The organism is Humibacter soli (assembly GCF_054779035.1).
Window position 1 is genome coordinate 2,372,685 of record NZ_BAAGYX010000001.1, and the last position, 17,311, is coordinate 2,389,995.

Sequence of the window (17,311 nt, forward strand, 5' to 3'; positions counted from 1 at the left end):
CATGTACGCAGGCACGAACAAGGGCGGCACGGAGGCGATCATCGCCGCCGAGCGCCTGGTGCTCGACCGCAGGGCGCGACTGGGCTCCGGCCTCGACGCCGCCACAGTTGTCGAGAGCTTCCCCCTCGCCATCGACCGCATCATGGGCGAAGGCGGCCTCTGGGACGAGGCGACGGCGGCATCTGCGTTCCTCCAGGCGAACGGCGACATCACCGAGGCCGTGCACCTGATCCGCGCGCACCGATCGACGCTTCCGAGGCTCGCGTTCAGTCATCCGCTGAACCCGCGCGAGCTGCAGATTCTGCGCCGCGTGGTCTCCACGCAGCGGCAGCCGGACGGCCCGATCCTGCTCGGCGAGACGGTCGACTACACGGCGCGCATCCTGCACGACGGCGACGAGCTGCCGTTGCCGATCGTCGACGAGCACGACGACACCCCGATCGAGCACCCGGCGGACGAGCCCTTCCGACGCTTCCGCGACTACCTGTCCGACAAGGGCGTGCTCGTCGATCGCAAGGTCGAGACGGATGACGAACCGTTCGACATCCAGATGGTCGCAGCGCAGCTGCCTGCCACCCGCTCCGCGTGGCTGTCGTACCTGGCGCAGGCCGACACCGGTGCCCTGATCAACATCTGGTACCAGGGCGTGCTCGGGCCGAGCGGATATCCCTCGGAGAGCGTCACGCTCGGCGAGGTGCGGCACGGGCGCGTCCCGCTGCGAGTCGCGCACCCGCACACTGGAGAGAACGTCGAGGTCGGGCGCATCCGCGTCTCCGAGACCGAGGCCGTCGCTCATCTCGGGTCGGAGCGAGGCGAGGATCCCACCACCTACGACGTCGGCTATTCGATGGCGCTCGGGCACAACGAGCGCAAGGCGATCGCTGCGGCGTGCATGGACATCGTTGCGTGGCGCTTCCGCGGCACCGCGATGGGCGACGAGGTGGAGCAGGTGCTGCTGCACACCACGGACGGCCTCGCGGCGAGCGGCTTCCTCGAGCACCTCAAGCTGCCGCACTTCGTGACGTTCCAGTCGGGACTCGACGCGGCGATGGCCGCCCGCGAGGAGGCCACCGCACAGCTCGAGCGGCTGCTCGACGACGATGCGGATGACCACGACGGCCACGAGCATGACGGCCACGAGCACTGATCGGGAGAGAACGACAATGAGCACCATTGAGAGCCCGGTCGTGCAGGCAACGGGTGCCAGGCCAGGTGGCCGGAACCCCGCGCGTGCGGACGACGCAGGCATCGACATCCTGACCTCCCTCATGCCGGAGGAACCGAACGGCGGTCGGCCCGTCGTCATGGACGAGCAGGCCAAGCGCGAGGTACGAAGGGCGATCCTGTCGGGCATCTGCATTCCCGGCTACATCGTGCCGTTCGGCTCGCGCGAGATGCCCGTCGCACGCGGCTGGGGATCCGGCGGCCTCCAGGTCACGCTCGCGATCGGCGGCACGGACGACGTCGTCAAGGTGATCGACCAGGGCGACGAGGAGGGTGTCAACGCGGTGAACCTGCGGCGCCTCATCGTCGGCACCCTTGGCAGCGCCGCGACAGCCGACACCGACGAGGCCACCATCGTGCAGTCACGCCACCGTGTGCCGGAGGAGTGGATGTCGAACGACACCACCCTCGTGCTGCAGGTTCCCCAGTCCGAGCCGCTGCGAGTCGTGGAGAAGTCGGTGTTCGAGTGCAAGCGCCGACACTCAGAGGCCGACTACGCCAAGATGTGGGTCCACCTGTACGAGCGGCTCGCACTCACCGGCGTGATGGGGAGCGGCGCGGGGCATCCGGTCATGGTGCACGACAGGTACCTGATGGCGCCGAGCCCGATTCCGCGCTGGGACATCCCGCGGCTGCACCTCAGCGACCACCTCACGATCCTGAGCCACGGACGCGACAAGAAGATCTACGCGGTGCCGCCGTACACGAAGGTGGAGCCGCTCTCGTTCGACGACGTGCCGTTCGAGGTGGAGTACAGCGCGGGCATCCGCTGCTCCAAGTGCGGCAGCGACGAGGCGTTCATGGTCGAGACGAAGACCGGTGACTGGATCTGCTCCGACGTGCAGTGGTGCCTCAAGGTGCGGGCGGGCGTCGCGGATGCCGCCAGGCACGATGCCCTCGTGCCGCGCCGCTACTACCCGGACCCGGCCAGGCGCGTTCGTGCACGCGAGCGGCTGGAGGTCGATCCCGCCGCACACCCGGCGGCGCCGGCCGGCATCACAGCACCGGGCGCCGACTGGTCGCTGAAGGTCGAGAGCCTCGGCAAGGTGTATCAGGGCCGCCGCGGATCCTCCGAGGTGATCGCGGCGGAGGATGTCTCGTTCGACGTCGCACCGGGCGAAGCGCTCGGCGTGATCGGCGAGTCCGGGTCGGGCAAGTCGACGGTCATGAAGGTGATCATCGGCGACGAGCTGGAGGCGACCGGCAGCATCCGCATCGGCGCCGTCGACGACGGACGCACGAACCTGCTCGAGCTCAGCGCGCCGGAGCGGCGTGGGCTGCGCACGAACATCCTCAGCGTCGTCTACCAGGACCCGGCGCTCGGCCTCGACCTCGGCATCTCCGCAGGCGGCAACATCGCCGACGCGCTCATCGCGGCAGGCTGGCGGTCGTACCACCAGATCCGTCGTCGGGCGGCAGAGCTGCTCGAGCGTGTCGAGGTGCCCTTGAACCGCATGGATGACGTCGTCGGGCAGTTCTCGGGCGGCATGCGCCAGCGCGTGCAGATCGCGAAGGCGCTGGCGACCGACCCGCAGGTGCTGCTGCTCGACGAGCCGACCACGGGGCTCGACGCCTCGGTCGCGGCCGGCGTGCTCGACCTGCTCACCGAGCTGCTCGAGGAGCGCGAGCTCGCGGTCGTCGTCGTGAGCCACGATTTCTCGGTGATCGACGCGCTCACCGACCGCGCGATCGTCATGAAGCAGGGTCGGGTAATCGAGGCCGGCCTCACCGACCAGCTCTTCGCCGACCCCCACCACCCGTACACGCAGCAGCTCGTCGCGGCGGCGCGCATCTGATGGAGGAGAACATGACAGAGCAGACCTCAGGGCGGCACCTCGCTTCGCCGGCGCTCGCGGGCGGCGGACTGGACCGCACCGCCGCTTCGGCGAGACCGGTGCTGACCGTCGAGGACCTCACGAAGTCGTTCACGCTGCACGCCATCCACCGCTCCGTCGAGGCGTTGCGCTCGGTGAGCTTCACGCTCTACGAGGGCGAGCACCTGGCGCTCGCCGGCGCGAGCGGGGCGGGCAAGTCGAGCCTGCTGCGCTGCGTCACGCGCAACTACCTGCCGGACAGCGGGCGCGTCGTGTTCCACGACCGCGCGGGCACGGACCGCATCGACACGGCGCGTACCGGCACCGAGACCGACGGCACCACCGCCGAGGGCATCGACATCGACCTCACGGCGCTGGATGACCGCAGCCTCGCCCGTCTGCGCGGCCGCCGCATCGGCTACGTCTCGCAGTTCCTCAAGGCGCCGCCGCGGCAGGGCCCGCTTCGCCTCGTGACGAATGCGGCCGTGCGGCGCGGTCTCGGGCACGAGGAGGCTCGGGACGCGGCCATCCAGTCACTCCTGCGTCTCGGCATCGAGGAGCGGCTGTGGGACGTCGACTGCAGCGTTCTCTCGGGTGGAGAGCGGCAGAGGGTCAACCTCGCCGCGGGAACGGTGAGCCCGCCTGCGCTGCTTCTCCTCGACGAGCCCGTCTCCGCGCTCGACCCCGCCAACCGTGCGCTCGCGCTGGAGGTGATCGAAGACCTGCACCGGCACGACGTGACGGTGCTTGCCATCTACCACGACATGAACATCATCCGGCGGGTCGCGAACCGCGTACTGCTCATGCAGGACGGGGTCATCGCGGCCGACGGCACGCCAGAAGACGTGCTGCACGCCGGCCACGCAGTACTCGAGGAGCTAGTTGCATGAGCATTCTGACCGACACCACCGACTTCGCTGACACCCCGGACGTGGACGGCTCGACCGACATCGCCGGCACAACGGCGCCGAGCAGCGACCTGCGCTCGGGGTGGCCGCTGGACCGCACCCCGTCGGCGTACGTCGTCACCGACGTTCGCGTCGTGCTCGGCGACCGCGTCACCGATCGCGCGACGGTCGTGGTCGAGAACGGACGCATCGCGGAGGTGATCGAGGGGTCATCCGGCATCCGTGGCGACCTCGACGGCAACGGCCTTTTGCTCATGCCCGGACTCGTCGACACGCACAGCGACGCCCTGGAGAAGGAGCGGATGCCCCGGCCGACCGCGACCCTTCCGTGGGACTTCGCGATGGCATCCTTCGAGGCCAAGATCGCCGCAGCGGGCGTCACGACGATGTTCCACGGAGCTGGCTTCCACAACAAGGTCTCCGACGGCGCCCGCCGCACCCCGTTCGGCGCGCTCGAGCAGGCAGAGCTCGTGGATGCCACCACCAGCGTGCGCGTCGACCACCGCGTGCTGCACCGCTTCAACGTGCGTGCTGACGAGGGTGCTGCCATGATCAAGCAGCGCATCGAGGGACTGCCGGCCGACAAGCTGCCGATCCAGCTCTCGCACGAGGACCACACGCCAGGGCAGGGGCAGTACGCCGACATCCAGCACCACATCGACTTCCTCGTCGCCGGCGGGGAGGACAGGGACGAGGCGACCAGGCGGGTGCAGGAGCGCATCGCCGAGGCGAGGGCGACCGACCACATCCGCGATGCCAACCTGGCATGGGCGGGCGAGCTTGCGCGCACCGGCAAGGCGCGCCTGCTCGGGCACGACTGCGACTCCCCTGAGGCGATCGACGAGCTGGTCGAGCGCGGCGGTGTGATCGCCGAGTTCCCCACCACCATGGAGGCGGCGCGGCGTGCTCGCGAGCGCGGGCTGCTCATCGTCGCGGGGGCGCCGAACCTGTTGCGCGGCGGCTCGCACTCCGGCAACGTCTCGGCCGTCGACTTGGTGAGGGAGGGCCTGGTGGATGCCATCGCCTCCGACTACCTGCCGAGCGGCCTGCTCGGGTGTGTCACCGTGGTCGTGCGCGACCGCCTCCTCGATCTGCCGCACGCGGTCGCCCTGGTGACCTCGGGTGGCGCAGCCGTCGGGGGACTCACCGACCGCGGACGCATCGAGCGGGGCCTCCGCGCCGACTTCGCCCTCGTCGATGACACCGCCACCTGGCCCCGAGTGGTGACCACCCTCTTCGCGAACCCGGAGTAGCCGCGCGGTGGGGCATCCCCCACCTGCCGCGCCACCCATCCCGAAGTCATCGCCACTTGTCGCGGGATTCCGTCCGGGAACCCACACGAGGTGGCGACGACTTGGAGGGGGACGGTGTGCGGGGCGACGCCGGTGGGCACCCGAAGCGGTCGCCACTTGTTGTGGAATCCCCGCGCGGGAACCCGCATGAAGTGGCGACGACTTCGGTGGTGCTGTGGGTGGGGGCGACGGGGCGCGGTCAGCCGGCGAAGGCGTCTACGGCGAAGGCGATCGCACCACCGAGGTAGCGGTCCTCGCCGACCTCGATCATGCGGCCGCGGCTGTCGCCGAGCTCGTGGCGCACCCGCAGCAGCGGGCTGGAGCGTGCAACCTCGAGCAGGCGGGCATCCTCGCTCGTCGCCGCCATCGCGTCGATGCGATGAGTGGCCTGCGCCGAGCGGATGCCCTCTCGCGACAAAACCCGCACGATGGAGGGCTCGTCCGCCGGCAGGGACTCGATGAGCGGTGTCACCCACGGCGCGAACGCCTTGCGCTCGATCATCACGCGCCGGTCGTCGAGGGTGCGAACCCTGGTGATGCGCAGCACCGGATCGCGCCGGTTGATGCGCAGGGCGCGCACCTCGACCGCGGTCGGCGCGTCCCGACCCGACTCCACGACGAGGCCGCCGGGACGCAGGCCCTGCTGATGCGCCCACTCGGCGAACGTGCTCATCGAGCCCAGCTCGCGGGTCTGCAGCGCGGACGAGATCATCCAGCCGTTGCCGCGCGTCGGCTCGACCATCCCGCGCAGCGCCAACGACCCGAGCGCGTTGCGCACGGTCCCCCGCGACACCCCGTACTCCGCAGCGAGCGCGTGCTCTGCCGGCAGCAGCGTACCCACGGCGAAGTCCCCGTCGGTGATGCGGGTGCGAAGCTCCCCTGCGAGCTGCTGGTAGCGCGTCATCGGACCGGCTCCAGAGCTCCCGCGATGATGCGCAGCAGCTGCTCGCCGCCCTCTGCGAGCGTGCCGTCGTTGTGGATCTCGGCATCCACGGGGAAGTCCGGCGCCGGGTCCTTACGCGCAAGACGACTGTTGATGTCGTGCTCCGCTTCCCTTCCTCGGGAGAGCAGACGGGATGCCCGTGCCTCATCCGACGCCGAGATGCGTACGACCACCAGGCGGTCGTACCGACCGGCGAGGGCGTCCAGCACACCGCGGGAGACGTTCACGACGACGACGCCACCACGGCGGACGTGCTCGTCGACGGAGGCCGGAATGCCGTAGCCGAGCCCATGCGCACGCCACCAGACGGCGAAGCCGCCCTCTACGACGGCATCCACGAACGAGTGCTCGTCGACGGAGTCGAAGTCCTCCCCCGCCCCGGCCGGCCGCGTGATGACGCGGCGGGGGAACAACACCCCCGCCGTCGGTTCGGCGGCAGGGGTCGAGTCCGCCGTGAGGCCCGACTCCACCGCAACGCCCGACTCCACCACAAGGGTCGGTTCCGCCGCAAGGCCCGACTCCACCGCAAGGCCCGACTCCACCGCAAGGCCAGACTCCGCCGCGAGGCCGGACTCCGCGGCCAAGTGGGCGCGCGCATACGACATGAGCGCGTCCTTCCCGGCCCCGCTCGCGCCGACGATCGCGACGAACGCGCCCGGCCCGATCGCCGCCGTGGCGACGGCACCCGCCGTCTCGCCCGCCGACTCGTCCGGGACGCGTCCCAGCGAATCGCCAAGGGACTCGCTCACGACACCCGCACCCCCTCGCGCCACACGCTGCGCACCACGGGAACGCGGTGCCCGTTCGGGCGCTTCTCGCTGGCGGGCAGGTCGTGGGCACGCACGCGCACGAGGTCGGCGCGGCGTCCGGCGTCGATCGCACCTCGGTCATCCAGCCCGACGGCACGCGCCGGGTTCGTCGCCACGAGCTTGGCGCCCTCGTGCAGCGGCAGCGCGCCCTCCGCGTCGAGCAGGAAGACCGCCTGCAGCGGGCTCGCCGGCACGTAGTCGGACGACAGGATGTCGAGCAGACCGTCCCCGAGCAGGTCGCTGGCCGCCACGTTGCCCGACTGGGAGCCGCCGCGCATGATGTTAGGCGCCCCCATCACGATGAGCTGCCCTCGACGGCGCGCCTCCTCGGCCGCGACCTTCGTGGTCGGGAACTCCGAGATGAGCACCCCGAAACCGGCGGACTCGTCCACGTGCTCGACCGTCGCGTCGTCATGGGCAGCGAGCGAGATGCCCCTCTCCCTCGCGCGCTTGGCGATCTGCGCCCTGTTCGGGACCGAGTGCACGGCCGCCACGTCCTTCAGCTCGGCGACGAACTTCACGAACCCTTCGTCCGTGAGCCGTCCCTTGCCGACCATGTAGGTGCGGAAGGCCTCGATGTCCGCGTACTGGCGCTGGCCGGGTGTGTGGTCCATGAGTGACGCGAGCCGGATGTTCGCGATCTCGCTCAACGCGTCGAACTCGTCGACCGCGCCGGGCGCCGACACCTCGCACCGCACGTGGATGAAGTGCTCGGCGCGGGTCATCCCTGCGTCTGCTGCGTAGCCGATCGCCTCGGAGAGTTGCGCTGCGAACGCCGTGGCATCTTCGCGACCACCCATCGAGCCGATGCGCACGGCGTCGAACACGGTCGTGACCCCGGCTCCGCTCACCTGCACGTCGTGGGCGAGCACGGCGGGCACCGGGTCCCAGTGGGTGCCCGGCCGGGGCTCGATGTGCGATTCGAGGTGGTCGGTGTGCAGTTCGACGAGGCCTGGCATGAGGTAGTCGCCCTCGAGGTCCTCGACGGCCGCGCCGGAGTACGAGCCGAGGGATGACGTGCCGGTGTGGATGTCGGCGATCGCCCCATCCCGCACGACGACGGATCCGGTGACGACCCCGTCTTCAAGGGTGAGTCGGGCGTTGGTGAGGACGGTCTCGCGGCTCATCGGGTCTCCTTGGTGAAGGTCAACGGGTGTACGGAGGACAGCTCGAAGGGTGCTCCGGGCTCGGCCTCGGTGAAGAGGGCGAGCACGTTCACCGGAAGGGTGGCGCCGATCGAGTCGCCGAACCACTGTTCGAGTACGGTTTCGACATCCGCTTGGCGCTCGGGCGGGATGCGATCGGTCAGCGTGAGGTGGAAGCGATACTCGTCGAGCACGTAGGGGTAGCCCCACCGCTCGAAGAGCTCGCGCTGCCTCGGCGTCATGCCGTCCGGGTTGCGGCGTGCGAGCTCCGCCTCGGACGGCTGCGCGCGGTACTCGTCGAATCGCCTGACGATCTCTTCGGCGAGTGAGTACAGCGCGTCGGCGCGATCGCCGGGCGTCAGGGCGAAGAAGCGCCCGATTCGGCTGAGCGAAAGGCTCGGCATCGACACGACCGGACGCTCGGCGGCGAACAGTGCCACAGCCGCGTCCAGCTCGTCGAGCGTGCGCCCCTCCGCCAGGTGGAACGGTGCCTTGAGCGTCGCGTGGAACCCGTACCGGCGAGCGTCGACGGTGATGGCGTCGACGTCCTCGCGGCTCCAGCCCGCCGGTGCCGTCCGCTCGACCTGGCGTCCCGAGGTGCTGCGGCCCAGCCACGACTCGGCGCGGTCGAGCAGCATGTGACCGGGGTCGACGCACGTCTCGTCCGCAGCCATGGCACCGGGCGCGGCGTAGATCGCGACGCGGGTCACGCCGCCGCTCCGTCGGCTGCTGCGGTCCCGGCGCCGAAGGGGCTCGCGACGACGGGAGCGAACGCCTCGACGTCGATGACGCGGTCGGCGACCCGCTCGCGCACCTCCGTGTCGTGGAAGATGCCGAGCATCGCGACGCCCTGCTCGCGCTTGTCGGCGATGAGATCGACGACGACGTCCCGGTTGCGCGAGTCGAGGGATGCCGTCGGCTCGTCCAGCAGCAGCATCGGCAGCTCGGCGATGAACCCGCGCGCGATGTTCACGCGCTGCTGCTCACCACCGGAGAACGTGGCAGGCGGCAGCGACCAGAGGCGCTCGGGGATGCCCAGCCTCCTCAGCATCGCGGCCGAGCGCTCACGAGCGTCGGCGACGTCGACACCCCGCTCGACCAAGGGTTCGGCGACGACCTGGATGGCGGGGACGCGCGGCACGCAGCGCAGGAACTGGCTCACGTATCCCATGGTGTCGCGGCGGGCTGCAAGCACCCGGCGCGGGTCGGCAGTCGCGAGGTCGACGGCGGCACCCGAGGCGGAAGCACCGGCCCCTTCGCGAGCCCCTGCACGGGCATCCAGCACGATCGAGCCGCGGTCGGCTGCGTAGTTGCCGTAGACCATCTTGAGGATCGAGCTCTTGCCGGCACCCGACGCACCGCCGAGCACGACGCACTCCCCCGCACGCACCTCGAACGAGACCTCGCGCAGCACGGGAAGCTGCGCGCCGCCCTGCAGGTGCATGGTGAACGTCTTCTGCACGTCGGTGACGGTCAGAACGGGAGCCGCCCGGTCGGTCGTGGCCGCGGTCGGTGCGATCTGGTCTGTGAGAGTCACTGCGTAATCACCCCTGGAGAATGGAAGAGACGAGAAGTTGCGTGTATGCGGCCTGCGGGTCATCCAGCACGCGGTCGGTGAGACCGGACTCGATCACGTGGCCGTCCTTCATCACGAGCGTGCGGTGCGAGATGAGCCGCGCGACGGCGAGGTCGTGGGTCACGATCACGACGGCGAGGCCCAGCTCGGCGACCAGCGAACGGATGAGGTCGAGCAGCCTGGCCTGCACGGAGACGTCAAGGCCACTGGTGGGCTCGTCCATGAAGACCAGCCGCGGAGAGACCACGAGATTGCGAGCGATCTGCAGCCGCTGCCGCATGCCGCCGGAGAAGGATGCCGGGGTGTCGTCGATGCGGTCGGCCGGGATCTCCACCCGCTCCAGCCACTCGGCGGCTGCCGCGCGGATCTTGCCGTAGTGGCGCCAACCGGTCGCCATCAGCGGTTCGCCGACGTTGCCGCCGGCACTGACGTGCATGCGGAGCCCGTCGGCCGCGTTCTGGTGCACGAAGCCCCACTCGCTGCGCCACAGGCGACGAACCCGCGCCTCGCTCAGGTCGGCGAGCTCGACGACATCGCCGTCGGCGAGGCGGTAGCGGATGCCCCCCTCGGTGAGGCTCAGCCGCTGCGACAGCGCGCCGAGCAGTGTCGACTTGCCCGAGCCGGACTCGCCGACGACGGCCAGCACCTCTCCGGGCCACAGCTCGAAGCTCACGTCGCGGCAGCCGAACCGGTCTCCGTAGCTGTGGCCGGCACCCCGCACCTCGAGCAGGGGCCGCTCGTCGTCATCCGTTCGCGTCGTCATGACACGACCTCGCTTTCCTGCGGTTCGGTGATGTGCTCGCGAGCGGCGTTCGCCGCGACCGTGCGCTCGCAGTGGTCGGTGTCGGAGCAGGCGTACATCACGCCGCCCGCGTCGTCCGTGATGATCTCGTCGAGGTACACGCCGGTGGAGCCGCAGACCGCGCACGGCTGCTCGAAGACCTGCGGCTGGAATGGGTGGTCCTCGAAGCCGAGGCTGACGACATCCGTGTACGGCGGCACCGCGTAGATGCGCTTCTCGCGGCCGGCGCCGTAGAGGTGCAGCGCGGGGCTCTGGTGCAGCTTCGGGTTGTCGAAGCTCGGCGTCGGCGACGGGTCCATCAGGTAGCGCCCGTTCACGATCACCGGGTACGCGTACGTGGTGGCGATGTGGCCGAACTTGGCGATGTCCTCGTAGAGCTTCACGTAGATGAGGCCATACTCCTCCAGCGCGTGCATGCGTCGCGTCTCGGTCTCGCGCGGCTCGAGGAACCGCAGCGGCTCGGGGATCGGCACCTGGTAGACCATGGTCTGCCCCTCGCCGAGGTCTGCCTCCGGAATGCGGTGGCGGGTCTGGATGATCGTCGCGGCCTCGGTGTTCGTCGTCGTCTTCGCGCCGGCGACCTTGGCGAAGAACGCTCTGATCGAGACGGCGTTGGTCGTGTCATCCGCTCCTTGGTCGATGACCTTCAGAGTGTCGGACTCGCCGATGATCGCGGCGGTCACCTGAACGCCTCCTGTTCCCCAGCCGCGTGGCATGGGCACCTCGCGGGAGGCGAAGGGCACCTGGAATCCGGGGATGGCGACCGCCTTGAGCAGGGCGCGGCGGATCATCCGCTTCGTCTGCTCGTCGAGGTAGCCGATGTTGTAGCTGGGCAGCATGCTCATGCGTCGGTCTCCACTTCTTCTGCGACCCGTCGTTCTGCGGCGACCCGTTCCTGGAACTCGCGGTTCAAGCGACGAACGAGCCCGAGCTCCGCCTGGAAGTCGACGTAGTGCGGCAGCTTGAGGTGCTCGACGAAGCCGGTCGCCTCCACGTTGTCGGCGTGGCTGATGACGAACTCCTCGTCTTGAGCCGGGGCGACGATGCGCTCACCGAACTCGTCGGCGCGCAGTGCCCGATCGACGAGCGACATCGACATCGCCTTGCGTTCGGCCCGGCCGAACACGAGACCGTAGCCCCTGGTGAACTGCGCGGCGGTCTCGGCGTTGCCGGTGAACTGGTTGATCATCTGGCACTCGGTCACCTCCATGCGGCCGAGCGGCACGGGGAAGCCCAGCTCCGGTGCGACGTATTCCACCTCGACCTCGCCGACGCGGATCTCGCCCGCGAAGGGGTGGGTTCGGCCGAACCCGCGCTGCGTCGAATACCCGAGCCCGAGCAGGAAGCCCTCGTCGCCGCGGGCGAGTGCCTGCAGCCGCTCGGCCCTGCTCATCGGGAACACGGTCGGCTCCCTGGTGAGGTCCGCAGGGTCGGGATCGGTGAAGCCCTCCGGACGCTCCGGCTCCATCAGTGCCTCGACGCCGAGCAGGTCGGCGACGCGGGGCATGACCTCGTCGTCGTGCTCATCGTCGTCGAACTCGAGCCCCTCGAACCCACCGTCGTCGAACAGCCGGTGGGTGTAGTCGAAGGTCGCGCCGAGCTGCTGCCCCCCAGGGATGTCCTTAAACGTCGCCGAGACACGTCGCTGCGGCGGCAGCCCTGCGGTGTCCAGCGGCTCGGTGTACCCGTAACGCGGCAACGTCGTGCGGTAGGAGCGCACCAGGGTGACGGCCTCGAGGGCATCGCCCTGCGCCTGCAGGATCGCCCGCGCCGCGAGCGCCGGGTCGTACAGCGACCCCTCGTTCATCACGCGCGCAACGAGCACAGCGAGCTGCCCGGCGATCTGCTCGTGCGCGATGCGCTCGGCGCTCTCGTCGCCGCGCCCTTCCTTGGCCAGCAGCGCGTGCGCGTTGGCGATCGCCTTCTCGCCGCCCTTCACCGCGACGTACATGTCACGCCTCCTTCTCGTCCGATGCGGATGCCGATGCCTCTGGTTTCCGTGAACTGGATGCCCGAGCCGCGGGTTCGTGCGAGCCGGATGCCGTCAGCCGCGTCGTGCGCGGTAGGGCACTCACCGAGTCGTCGCCGACGATCAGCAGGTCGGCACCGCGCGGGAAGAGAGCACCGTTGGCGCGCCACTCCGCGAGGAACTCGGCGGCGCCTGCGTCCGGTGCGGCCGCCTGGTCCTTGCCGGCACGCCAGCTACCGATCCAGGAAGCAGCGAGTTCCGCCCGCCCGTTGACGCCCGGCCCTTCGGCGACGAACCGCGGGGTGTCATCCGCCGCGCCGTCCGTGGGCTGAGTGCCATCGACACCCTGGCGCACGTCGAGCACCAAGGTGGTCGACAGGTGCGGCGCCTCGTCGGTGCCGAGCCGCAGCCCGGCGAGCATCGGCGCGGTTGCCGGCGTCGCGAACGCGAAGTCCGCCTCGCCGACGTCGGCGACGCGACGAGAACCGGTGTGGAAGTCCAGCCACGCCACGACCTCCGCGTCGTCGGCGAGCGCGCCGAGCCACACGGTCGAGTCCTCGTCGAGCACGGTCAGCGCGACTGCGGCGAGCCCCCGGCCCAGTCCGATCGGCGGCTCGGCCGGTCCGGACAGCGGGTAGTCGCGGGTCGGGTGGGCGAGGGCGTCCAGCAGCGCGCGGAACGCGGACTGGGCATCCCGTGTCGGATCGGCGAAGCCGGGGCTCGGGATAGCGGCACTCGTCGGAGCCACCTCAGTCGTGATGATCATGCGTGCTCCCTTGAAACCGTGAAGAAGTCGACGAGCGTGGCGCGGGCATCGGCGCGACGCTCGGCATCGCGGTCGGCCTGCACCTGTTCGAGCGGAACGATGACCTCGTCGAGCACCCGCTCGCGTTGTCCGTCGTCGACGAGCAGCCCGTCGAAGATGGCCGCCAGCCGGGCGTGCTCGAGGTCGGTGCCGAGCAGGTACGACGTGCCGAGCACGTCGTCTTCGAGCGGCAATCCGTGCAGGCGAACGGTCGCCCTCGCGACGGTCGCCTCTCCGAGGTTGAAGCGGGCGCCTCCGGCATCGATGCGGCTGCGGACCATCACCAGGCCGGCCTCGGGACCACGGATCGCGTCGACCTCGGGCTTCGGCGTCCAGTCCTGCCATGCGGATGCCAGGGCGTCAGTCTCCGCCATCGCCAGGGCGTGCATCCACCGCTGCCGCAGCCGGATGCCGTCGGCATCCGGGGCTCCCGGCTCTGTCGTGTGCGCCATTCGTCCTCCATTGCAAAGTTGTCTAGTTATCTAGATAACTGAACATTAGCCCCGCACGCCCGGCCGAGGGTGAACGAAGGACTAACGAATGTCGGCCATCGGAAGACGGATGCCGCACCCGCCGACGACATCCGACCGCACCTCGTCAGACGTATAGAGTTCGGAGCACCATGTCGACACAGAGCAGATCGCCGAGCGGCTATTCGGCGTGGCGACTCATCGCCGAGGAGCTGCGCCAGGAGATCGCCGACGGCAGGTGGCCGGTCGGCAGCAAGCTGCCACCGGAGCACGAGTTGGCCGAGCGCTTCGAGGTGCACCGCAACACCGTGCGCCAGGCGGTCGCGGCACTCGTGATCGACGGCCTCGTCGTCTCACGGCGCGGAAGCGGCACCTTCGTGGCCGACCACACGATCCTCGTTCACCGCATCGGTACCCGCACCCGCCTCAGCCAGAGTCTCGGCCGCAACGGCACCGCCACCTCACGGCTACTCGACTGGGCGATCGAGCCCGACCCACCCGCCGCGATCGCTGAACGGCTCGGTCTCGAGGGACGCCCTGCTCTGCGCATCGAGGGCACCCGCGCCGTCGACGGCACGCCGATCTCTGTCGGAACCCAGTGGTGGGTCGCCGACCTGGTGCCAGGACTCGCCGAGCGCTACCGCGAGCTCGGCACCATCACGGGCGCACTGCGGGAGATCGGCATCGCCGACTACGTACGGGTGGCCACCTCGGTGAGCGGCCGCCACGCCACGGCCGACGAGGCCGAGTTGCTCGGCCTCGCCGCCGGCGCCGTGCTCCTGGTCGTTCGTGCCGTCGACGCACTCCCCGACGGCACGCCCTTGCAGGTCGGCATCACCCGCTTCGCCGCATCCCGCGTCGAGCTCGACGTCGAGCACACGCTCTGATGACAGATGTCCCCCATTCGGGGGCATCCAGCACCTTGAGTCTGAGCCGGTAAGAAACCCTCGTCAAGTCCTTGCGGAGCACGTTCCGCCGTGTCACGTTTCGCGTATGTCTGATGCAGAGAACACCACGAAGCGGCCTGACGACTCAGAGGCAGACCTGAGCGTTTTGGCCAGGGATGCCGCACATCCGTTCGACCAGACGAACGGCATCATCGAAGGGCTCGAAGGCAACGCCGATGACCCCGATCAGGTCGAGGAGCGGCTGCACGGTGAAGAAGGCGCCGCGCGCCGCCTGTTCCCAGGCTCTCCGGGAGCCGCGAGCGAAAACAAGGAGTAGCGAAGCAAGGAGCAGCGAACTGCCGCCCCCCCTTCCCCCCGCCTTCATAACTCCTGCAATTTCCGGGCGCGCTGGGACGGGATCGCTGTGTCTTGGCCGATCTCGCAGGCCTGGCCACCGAAATTGCAGGAGTTATGCGCGGCCTGGGCCCGGCCCGGCAAGTCGCGCGGCCTGGGCACGGCCCGGCCCGGCAAGTCGCGCGGCCTGGGCACGGCCCTGGCCCGGCGAGCCGGGCCGGTCGGACCGGGCACGCCTCCGCAGACGACCGAATCGGTAGCATTCGGCGCATGGGCATCAAGTTCGAGAACGTCGGCATCGCCGTGCGCGACCTCGAGGAGACCATCTCTTTCTTCACCGACCTGGGCCTCACGATCGTGGGCCGCGACACGGTCAGCGGCGAGTGGACGGACACCGCCGTCGGCCTCGACGGCAACCACGCCAAGATCGCAATGCTCCAGACGCCTGACGGTCACGGGCAGATCGAGCTCTTCGAGTACATCCACCCGGAGGCCATCGAGACGCATCCGACGCTCGCCAACGAGATCGGCATGCACCGGGTCGCCTTCTCGGTGGACGACATCGACGAGGCCCTCGAGATCGCCGCGCGGCATGGATGTCACCCGCTTCGCGGCGTCGCCACCTACAAGGACGTCTACAAGCTGACCTACCTGCGCGGGCCGAGCGGCATCCTCGTGATGCTCGCGCAGGAGCTGCGGAAGGGCTGAGACGGCCTGCATGAGCAGCAATGTCGCCTCCCGGCAATCGGCGTGGGCCCCACTGGCCAACGGCACGTTCCGCACCCTGTGGCTCGTGCAGCTCGGCAGCAACATCGGCACCTGGATGCAGTCGGTCGGCGCCCAGTGGTTCCTGGTAGACGCCCATGCGGGAGCCCTGCTGATCGCCCTCGTGCAGACGGCCACCCTCGCGCCATCGCTGATCTTCGCGCTGCCCGCCGGCGTGCTCGCGGATGTGCTCGACCGACGCAAGCTGATCATGATCCTTTCCTTGCTCAGCGCCCTGATCGCCGCGGTGCTCACGGTCGTCACCGTCGCGGGTGCGCTGAGCCCCTGGGTGCTTCTCGCGTTCACCTTCGTGCTCGGCTCGGTGGCCTCGCTGACCTCGCCGGCGTGGCAGGCCATCCAACCGGAGCTCGTTCCCCGCGAGCAGATCTCCGCTGCGAGCGGCCTCGGCAGCGTCACCGTGAACGGTGCGCGCGCGATCGGGCCGGCACTCGCGGGCATCCTCGTCTCCCTCGCCGGTCCGGCGGTGGTGTTCGCCATCAACGGGCTGTCGTTCGCGGTGGCGGCCTTCGCGGTGTGGCGCTGGCGACGCCCGCCCCAGGCCGGGCTGGAGAACCGCGAGTTCTTCTGGGATGCCCTTCGCGCCGGCGTGCGCTACGTCGCCTCGGCCGGCCTGATCAGACGGATCCTGCTGCGCTCGGCCCTCTTCGCCCTCCCTGCGAGCGCGCTCTGGGCACTTCTGCCGCTCGCGGCCGAGCGTCTGCACCTGCAGTCCGCCGGCTACGGTCTGCTGCTCGGCGCACTCGGAGTCGGTGCTGTCGCCGGCGTCTTCCTTCTGCCGCTCGCCAGACGAGTGGTGTCCGACAACGTCATCCTCGGCACCAGCGCCGCGCTCTTCGCCCTCGGAACCGCAGCAGCAGCCTGGTTCCCCTTGACGCTGACCGTCCTGCTCCTCATCGTCTCCGGCATCGCGTGGATCGGCACGCTGACGGTTCTGAACGCCGCGCTGCAGCTGACGCTGCCGCAGTGGGTGCGGTCGCGCGGTGTCGCCGTCTATCTCCTCATCTTCATGGGCGCTCAGGCTCTCGGATCGGTCGTCTGGGGGTGGCTCGGCAACCTGCTCACCACACCGGTGAGCCTGACCATCGCCGCCATCGCGCTGGTCCTGGTCGCGGCGAGCGTCCCGCTGGTCCCGCTTCGCCGGAACACCGGGCAGATCGATCGCACCATCGACTTCACGTGGCCGACCCCCACGCTCGTGTTCGACCCGAAGCCCACGGACGGACCGGTCACGATCATGATCGACTACACCGTGGCGCGGGAGAACCGGGCGGCGTTCGAGCGTGCGATGCGGGGTGTGCACAAGAGCAGGCAGCGCACCGGGGCATCCCGTTGGCGCCTCTACTGCGACGGCGACCACCCCGACCGGTACCGGGAGAGCTTCGTCGTGCCGTCGTGGGGCGAGTTCCGCAGGCAGAACACTGAGCGGCTGACCGGGCGCGACCGCGAGATCATCGGCGCGGCGCTCAGCGAAGTGGCCGAGCCACCGACCGAATCGCACTACTTTCCGCCGCAGCAGGCCTGACCCTC

Annotated in this window: 18 protein-coding genes; 8 read left to right on the plus strand and 10 right to left on the minus strand. The window is 69.8% G+C overall.

Annotated elements, in window-relative coordinates:
- Position 1 precedes the first annotated feature (1 nt).
- Genes ACYVDN_RS10960 through ACYVDN_RS10975 form a run of 4 tightly spaced genes read left to right on the plus strand, consistent with a single transcriptional unit; the run spans position 2 to position 5,199 of the window.
- Positions 2–1,147, plus strand: coding sequence for a carbon-phosphorus lyase complex subunit PhnI (locus tag ACYVDN_RS10960; protein WP_460571321.1), 1,146 nt, complete (start codon positions 2–4; stop codon positions 1,145–1,147).
- A gap of 16 nt (positions 1,148–1,163) precedes the next feature.
- Entirely contained in the window at positions 1,164–3,020 is a 1,857-nt protein-coding gene (locus ACYVDN_RS10965; protein WP_460571323.1) for an alpha-D-ribose 1-methylphosphonate 5-phosphate C-P-lyase PhnJ, read from the plus strand.
- A gap of 11 nt (positions 3,021–3,031) precedes the next feature.
- Positions 3,032–3,928, plus strand: coding sequence for a phosphonate C-P lyase system PhnL family protein (locus ACYVDN_RS10970; protein WP_460571325.1), 897 nt, complete (start codon positions 3,032–3,034; stop codon positions 3,926–3,928).
- The gene (locus ACYVDN_RS10975; RefSeq protein WP_460571327.1) at positions 3,925–5,199 is read left to right on the plus strand and encodes an alpha-D-ribose 1-methylphosphonate 5-triphosphate diphosphatase; all 1,275 of its coding nucleotides are present in this window, start codon (positions 3,925–3,927) and stop codon (positions 5,197–5,199) included. Before ACYVDN_RS10970 ends, ACYVDN_RS10975 begins: the two co-directional genes overlap by 4 nt.
- 238 nt (positions 5,200–5,437) lie before the next feature.
- Here the strand turns inward: ACYVDN_RS10975 and ACYVDN_RS10980 are convergent, their stop codons facing one another.
- Genes ACYVDN_RS10980 through phnG form a run of 10 tightly spaced genes read right to left on the minus strand, consistent with a single transcriptional unit; the run spans position 5,438 to position 13,739 of the window.
- Positions 5,438–6,142 (minus strand): GntR family transcriptional regulator, encoded by a 705-nt coding sequence (locus ACYVDN_RS10980; protein WP_460571329.1) that lies wholly within the window; start codon positions 6,140–6,142, stop codon positions 5,438–5,440.
- Entirely contained in the window at positions 6,139–6,930 is a 792-nt protein-coding gene (locus ACYVDN_RS10985) for a phosphonate metabolism protein/1,5-bisphosphokinase (PRPP-forming) PhnN (protein ID WP_460571331.1), read from the minus strand. The genes ACYVDN_RS10980 and ACYVDN_RS10985 overlap by 4 nt, the downstream gene beginning before the upstream one ends.
- On the minus strand, positions 6,927–8,117 hold the full coding sequence (locus ACYVDN_RS10990) for an alpha-D-ribose 1-methylphosphonate 5-triphosphate diphosphatase (RefSeq protein WP_460571333.1): 1,191 nt from the start codon (positions 8,115–8,117) through the stop codon (positions 6,927–6,929). Before ACYVDN_RS10990 ends, ACYVDN_RS10985 begins: the two co-directional genes overlap by 4 nt.
- Positions 8,114–8,845, minus strand: a complete 732-nt coding sequence (locus ACYVDN_RS10995; RefSeq protein ID WP_460571335.1) for a DUF1045 domain-containing protein — start codon at positions 8,843–8,845, stop codon at positions 8,114–8,116. The genes ACYVDN_RS10990 and ACYVDN_RS10995 overlap by 4 nt, the downstream gene beginning before the upstream one ends.
- Positions 8,842–9,672, minus strand: coding sequence for a phosphonate C-P lyase system protein PhnL (phnL, locus tag ACYVDN_RS11000; RefSeq protein ID WP_460571337.1), 831 nt, complete (start codon positions 9,670–9,672; stop codon positions 8,842–8,844). Before phnL ends, ACYVDN_RS10995 begins: the two co-directional genes overlap by 4 nt.
- A gap of 7 nt (positions 9,673–9,679) precedes the next feature.
- A complete protein-coding gene (phnK, locus tag ACYVDN_RS11005) occupies positions 9,680–10,474 on the minus strand; it encodes a phosphonate C-P lyase system protein PhnK (RefSeq protein WP_460571339.1) in 795 nt (264 codons plus the stop codon).
- Positions 10,471–11,358 (minus strand): alpha-D-ribose 1-methylphosphonate 5-phosphate C-P-lyase PhnJ, encoded by an 888-nt coding sequence (locus tag ACYVDN_RS11010; protein WP_460571341.1) that lies wholly within the window; start codon positions 11,356–11,358, stop codon positions 10,471–10,473. Before ACYVDN_RS11010 ends, phnK begins: the two co-directional genes overlap by 4 nt.
- Positions 11,355–12,464: a carbon-phosphorus lyase complex subunit gene (locus tag ACYVDN_RS11015; protein ID WP_460571343.1), complete on the minus strand. Its 1,110-nt coding sequence runs from the start codon at positions 12,462–12,464 to the stop codon at positions 11,355–11,357. The genes ACYVDN_RS11010 and ACYVDN_RS11015 overlap by 4 nt, the downstream gene beginning before the upstream one ends.
- 1 nt (position 12,465) lies before the next feature.
- On the minus strand, positions 12,466–13,248 hold the full coding sequence (gene phnH / locus ACYVDN_RS11020) for a phosphonate C-P lyase system protein PhnH (protein ID WP_460571345.1): 783 nt from the start codon (positions 13,246–13,248) through the stop codon (positions 12,466–12,468).
- Entirely contained in the window at positions 13,245–13,739 is a 495-nt protein-coding gene (gene phnG / locus ACYVDN_RS11025; RefSeq protein WP_460571347.1) for a phosphonate C-P lyase system protein PhnG, read from the minus strand. Before phnG ends, phnH begins: the two co-directional genes overlap by 4 nt.
- Before the next feature lie 170 nt (positions 13,740–13,909).
- Here phnG and phnF point away from each other — a divergent pair, with 170 nt between their 5' ends.
- The 4 genes from phnF (at position 13,910) to ACYVDN_RS11045 (ending at position 17,306) form a co-directional block, all read left to right on the plus strand.
- Positions 13,910–14,644 (plus strand): phosphonate metabolism transcriptional regulator PhnF, encoded by a 735-nt coding sequence (gene phnF, locus ACYVDN_RS11030; protein WP_460571349.1) that lies wholly within the window; start codon positions 13,910–13,912, stop codon positions 14,642–14,644.
- Positions 14,645–14,750: 106 nt separating this feature from the next.
- The gene (locus ACYVDN_RS11035) at positions 14,751–14,981 is read left to right on the plus strand and encodes a hypothetical protein (RefSeq protein ID WP_460571351.1); all 231 of its coding nucleotides are present in this window, start codon (positions 14,751–14,753) and stop codon (positions 14,979–14,981) included.
- Positions 14,982–15,268: 287 nt separating this feature from the next.
- Positions 15,269–15,706, plus strand: a complete 438-nt coding sequence (locus ACYVDN_RS11040) for a VOC family protein (RefSeq protein ID WP_460571353.1) — start codon at positions 15,269–15,271, stop codon at positions 15,704–15,706.
- Positions 15,707–15,716: 10 nt separating this feature from the next.
- Positions 15,717–17,306: an MFS transporter gene (locus ACYVDN_RS11045; protein WP_460571355.1), complete on the plus strand. Its 1,590-nt coding sequence runs from the start codon at positions 15,717–15,719 to the stop codon at positions 17,304–17,306.
- The last annotated feature ends 5 nt before the right edge of the window (positions 17,307–17,311 follow it).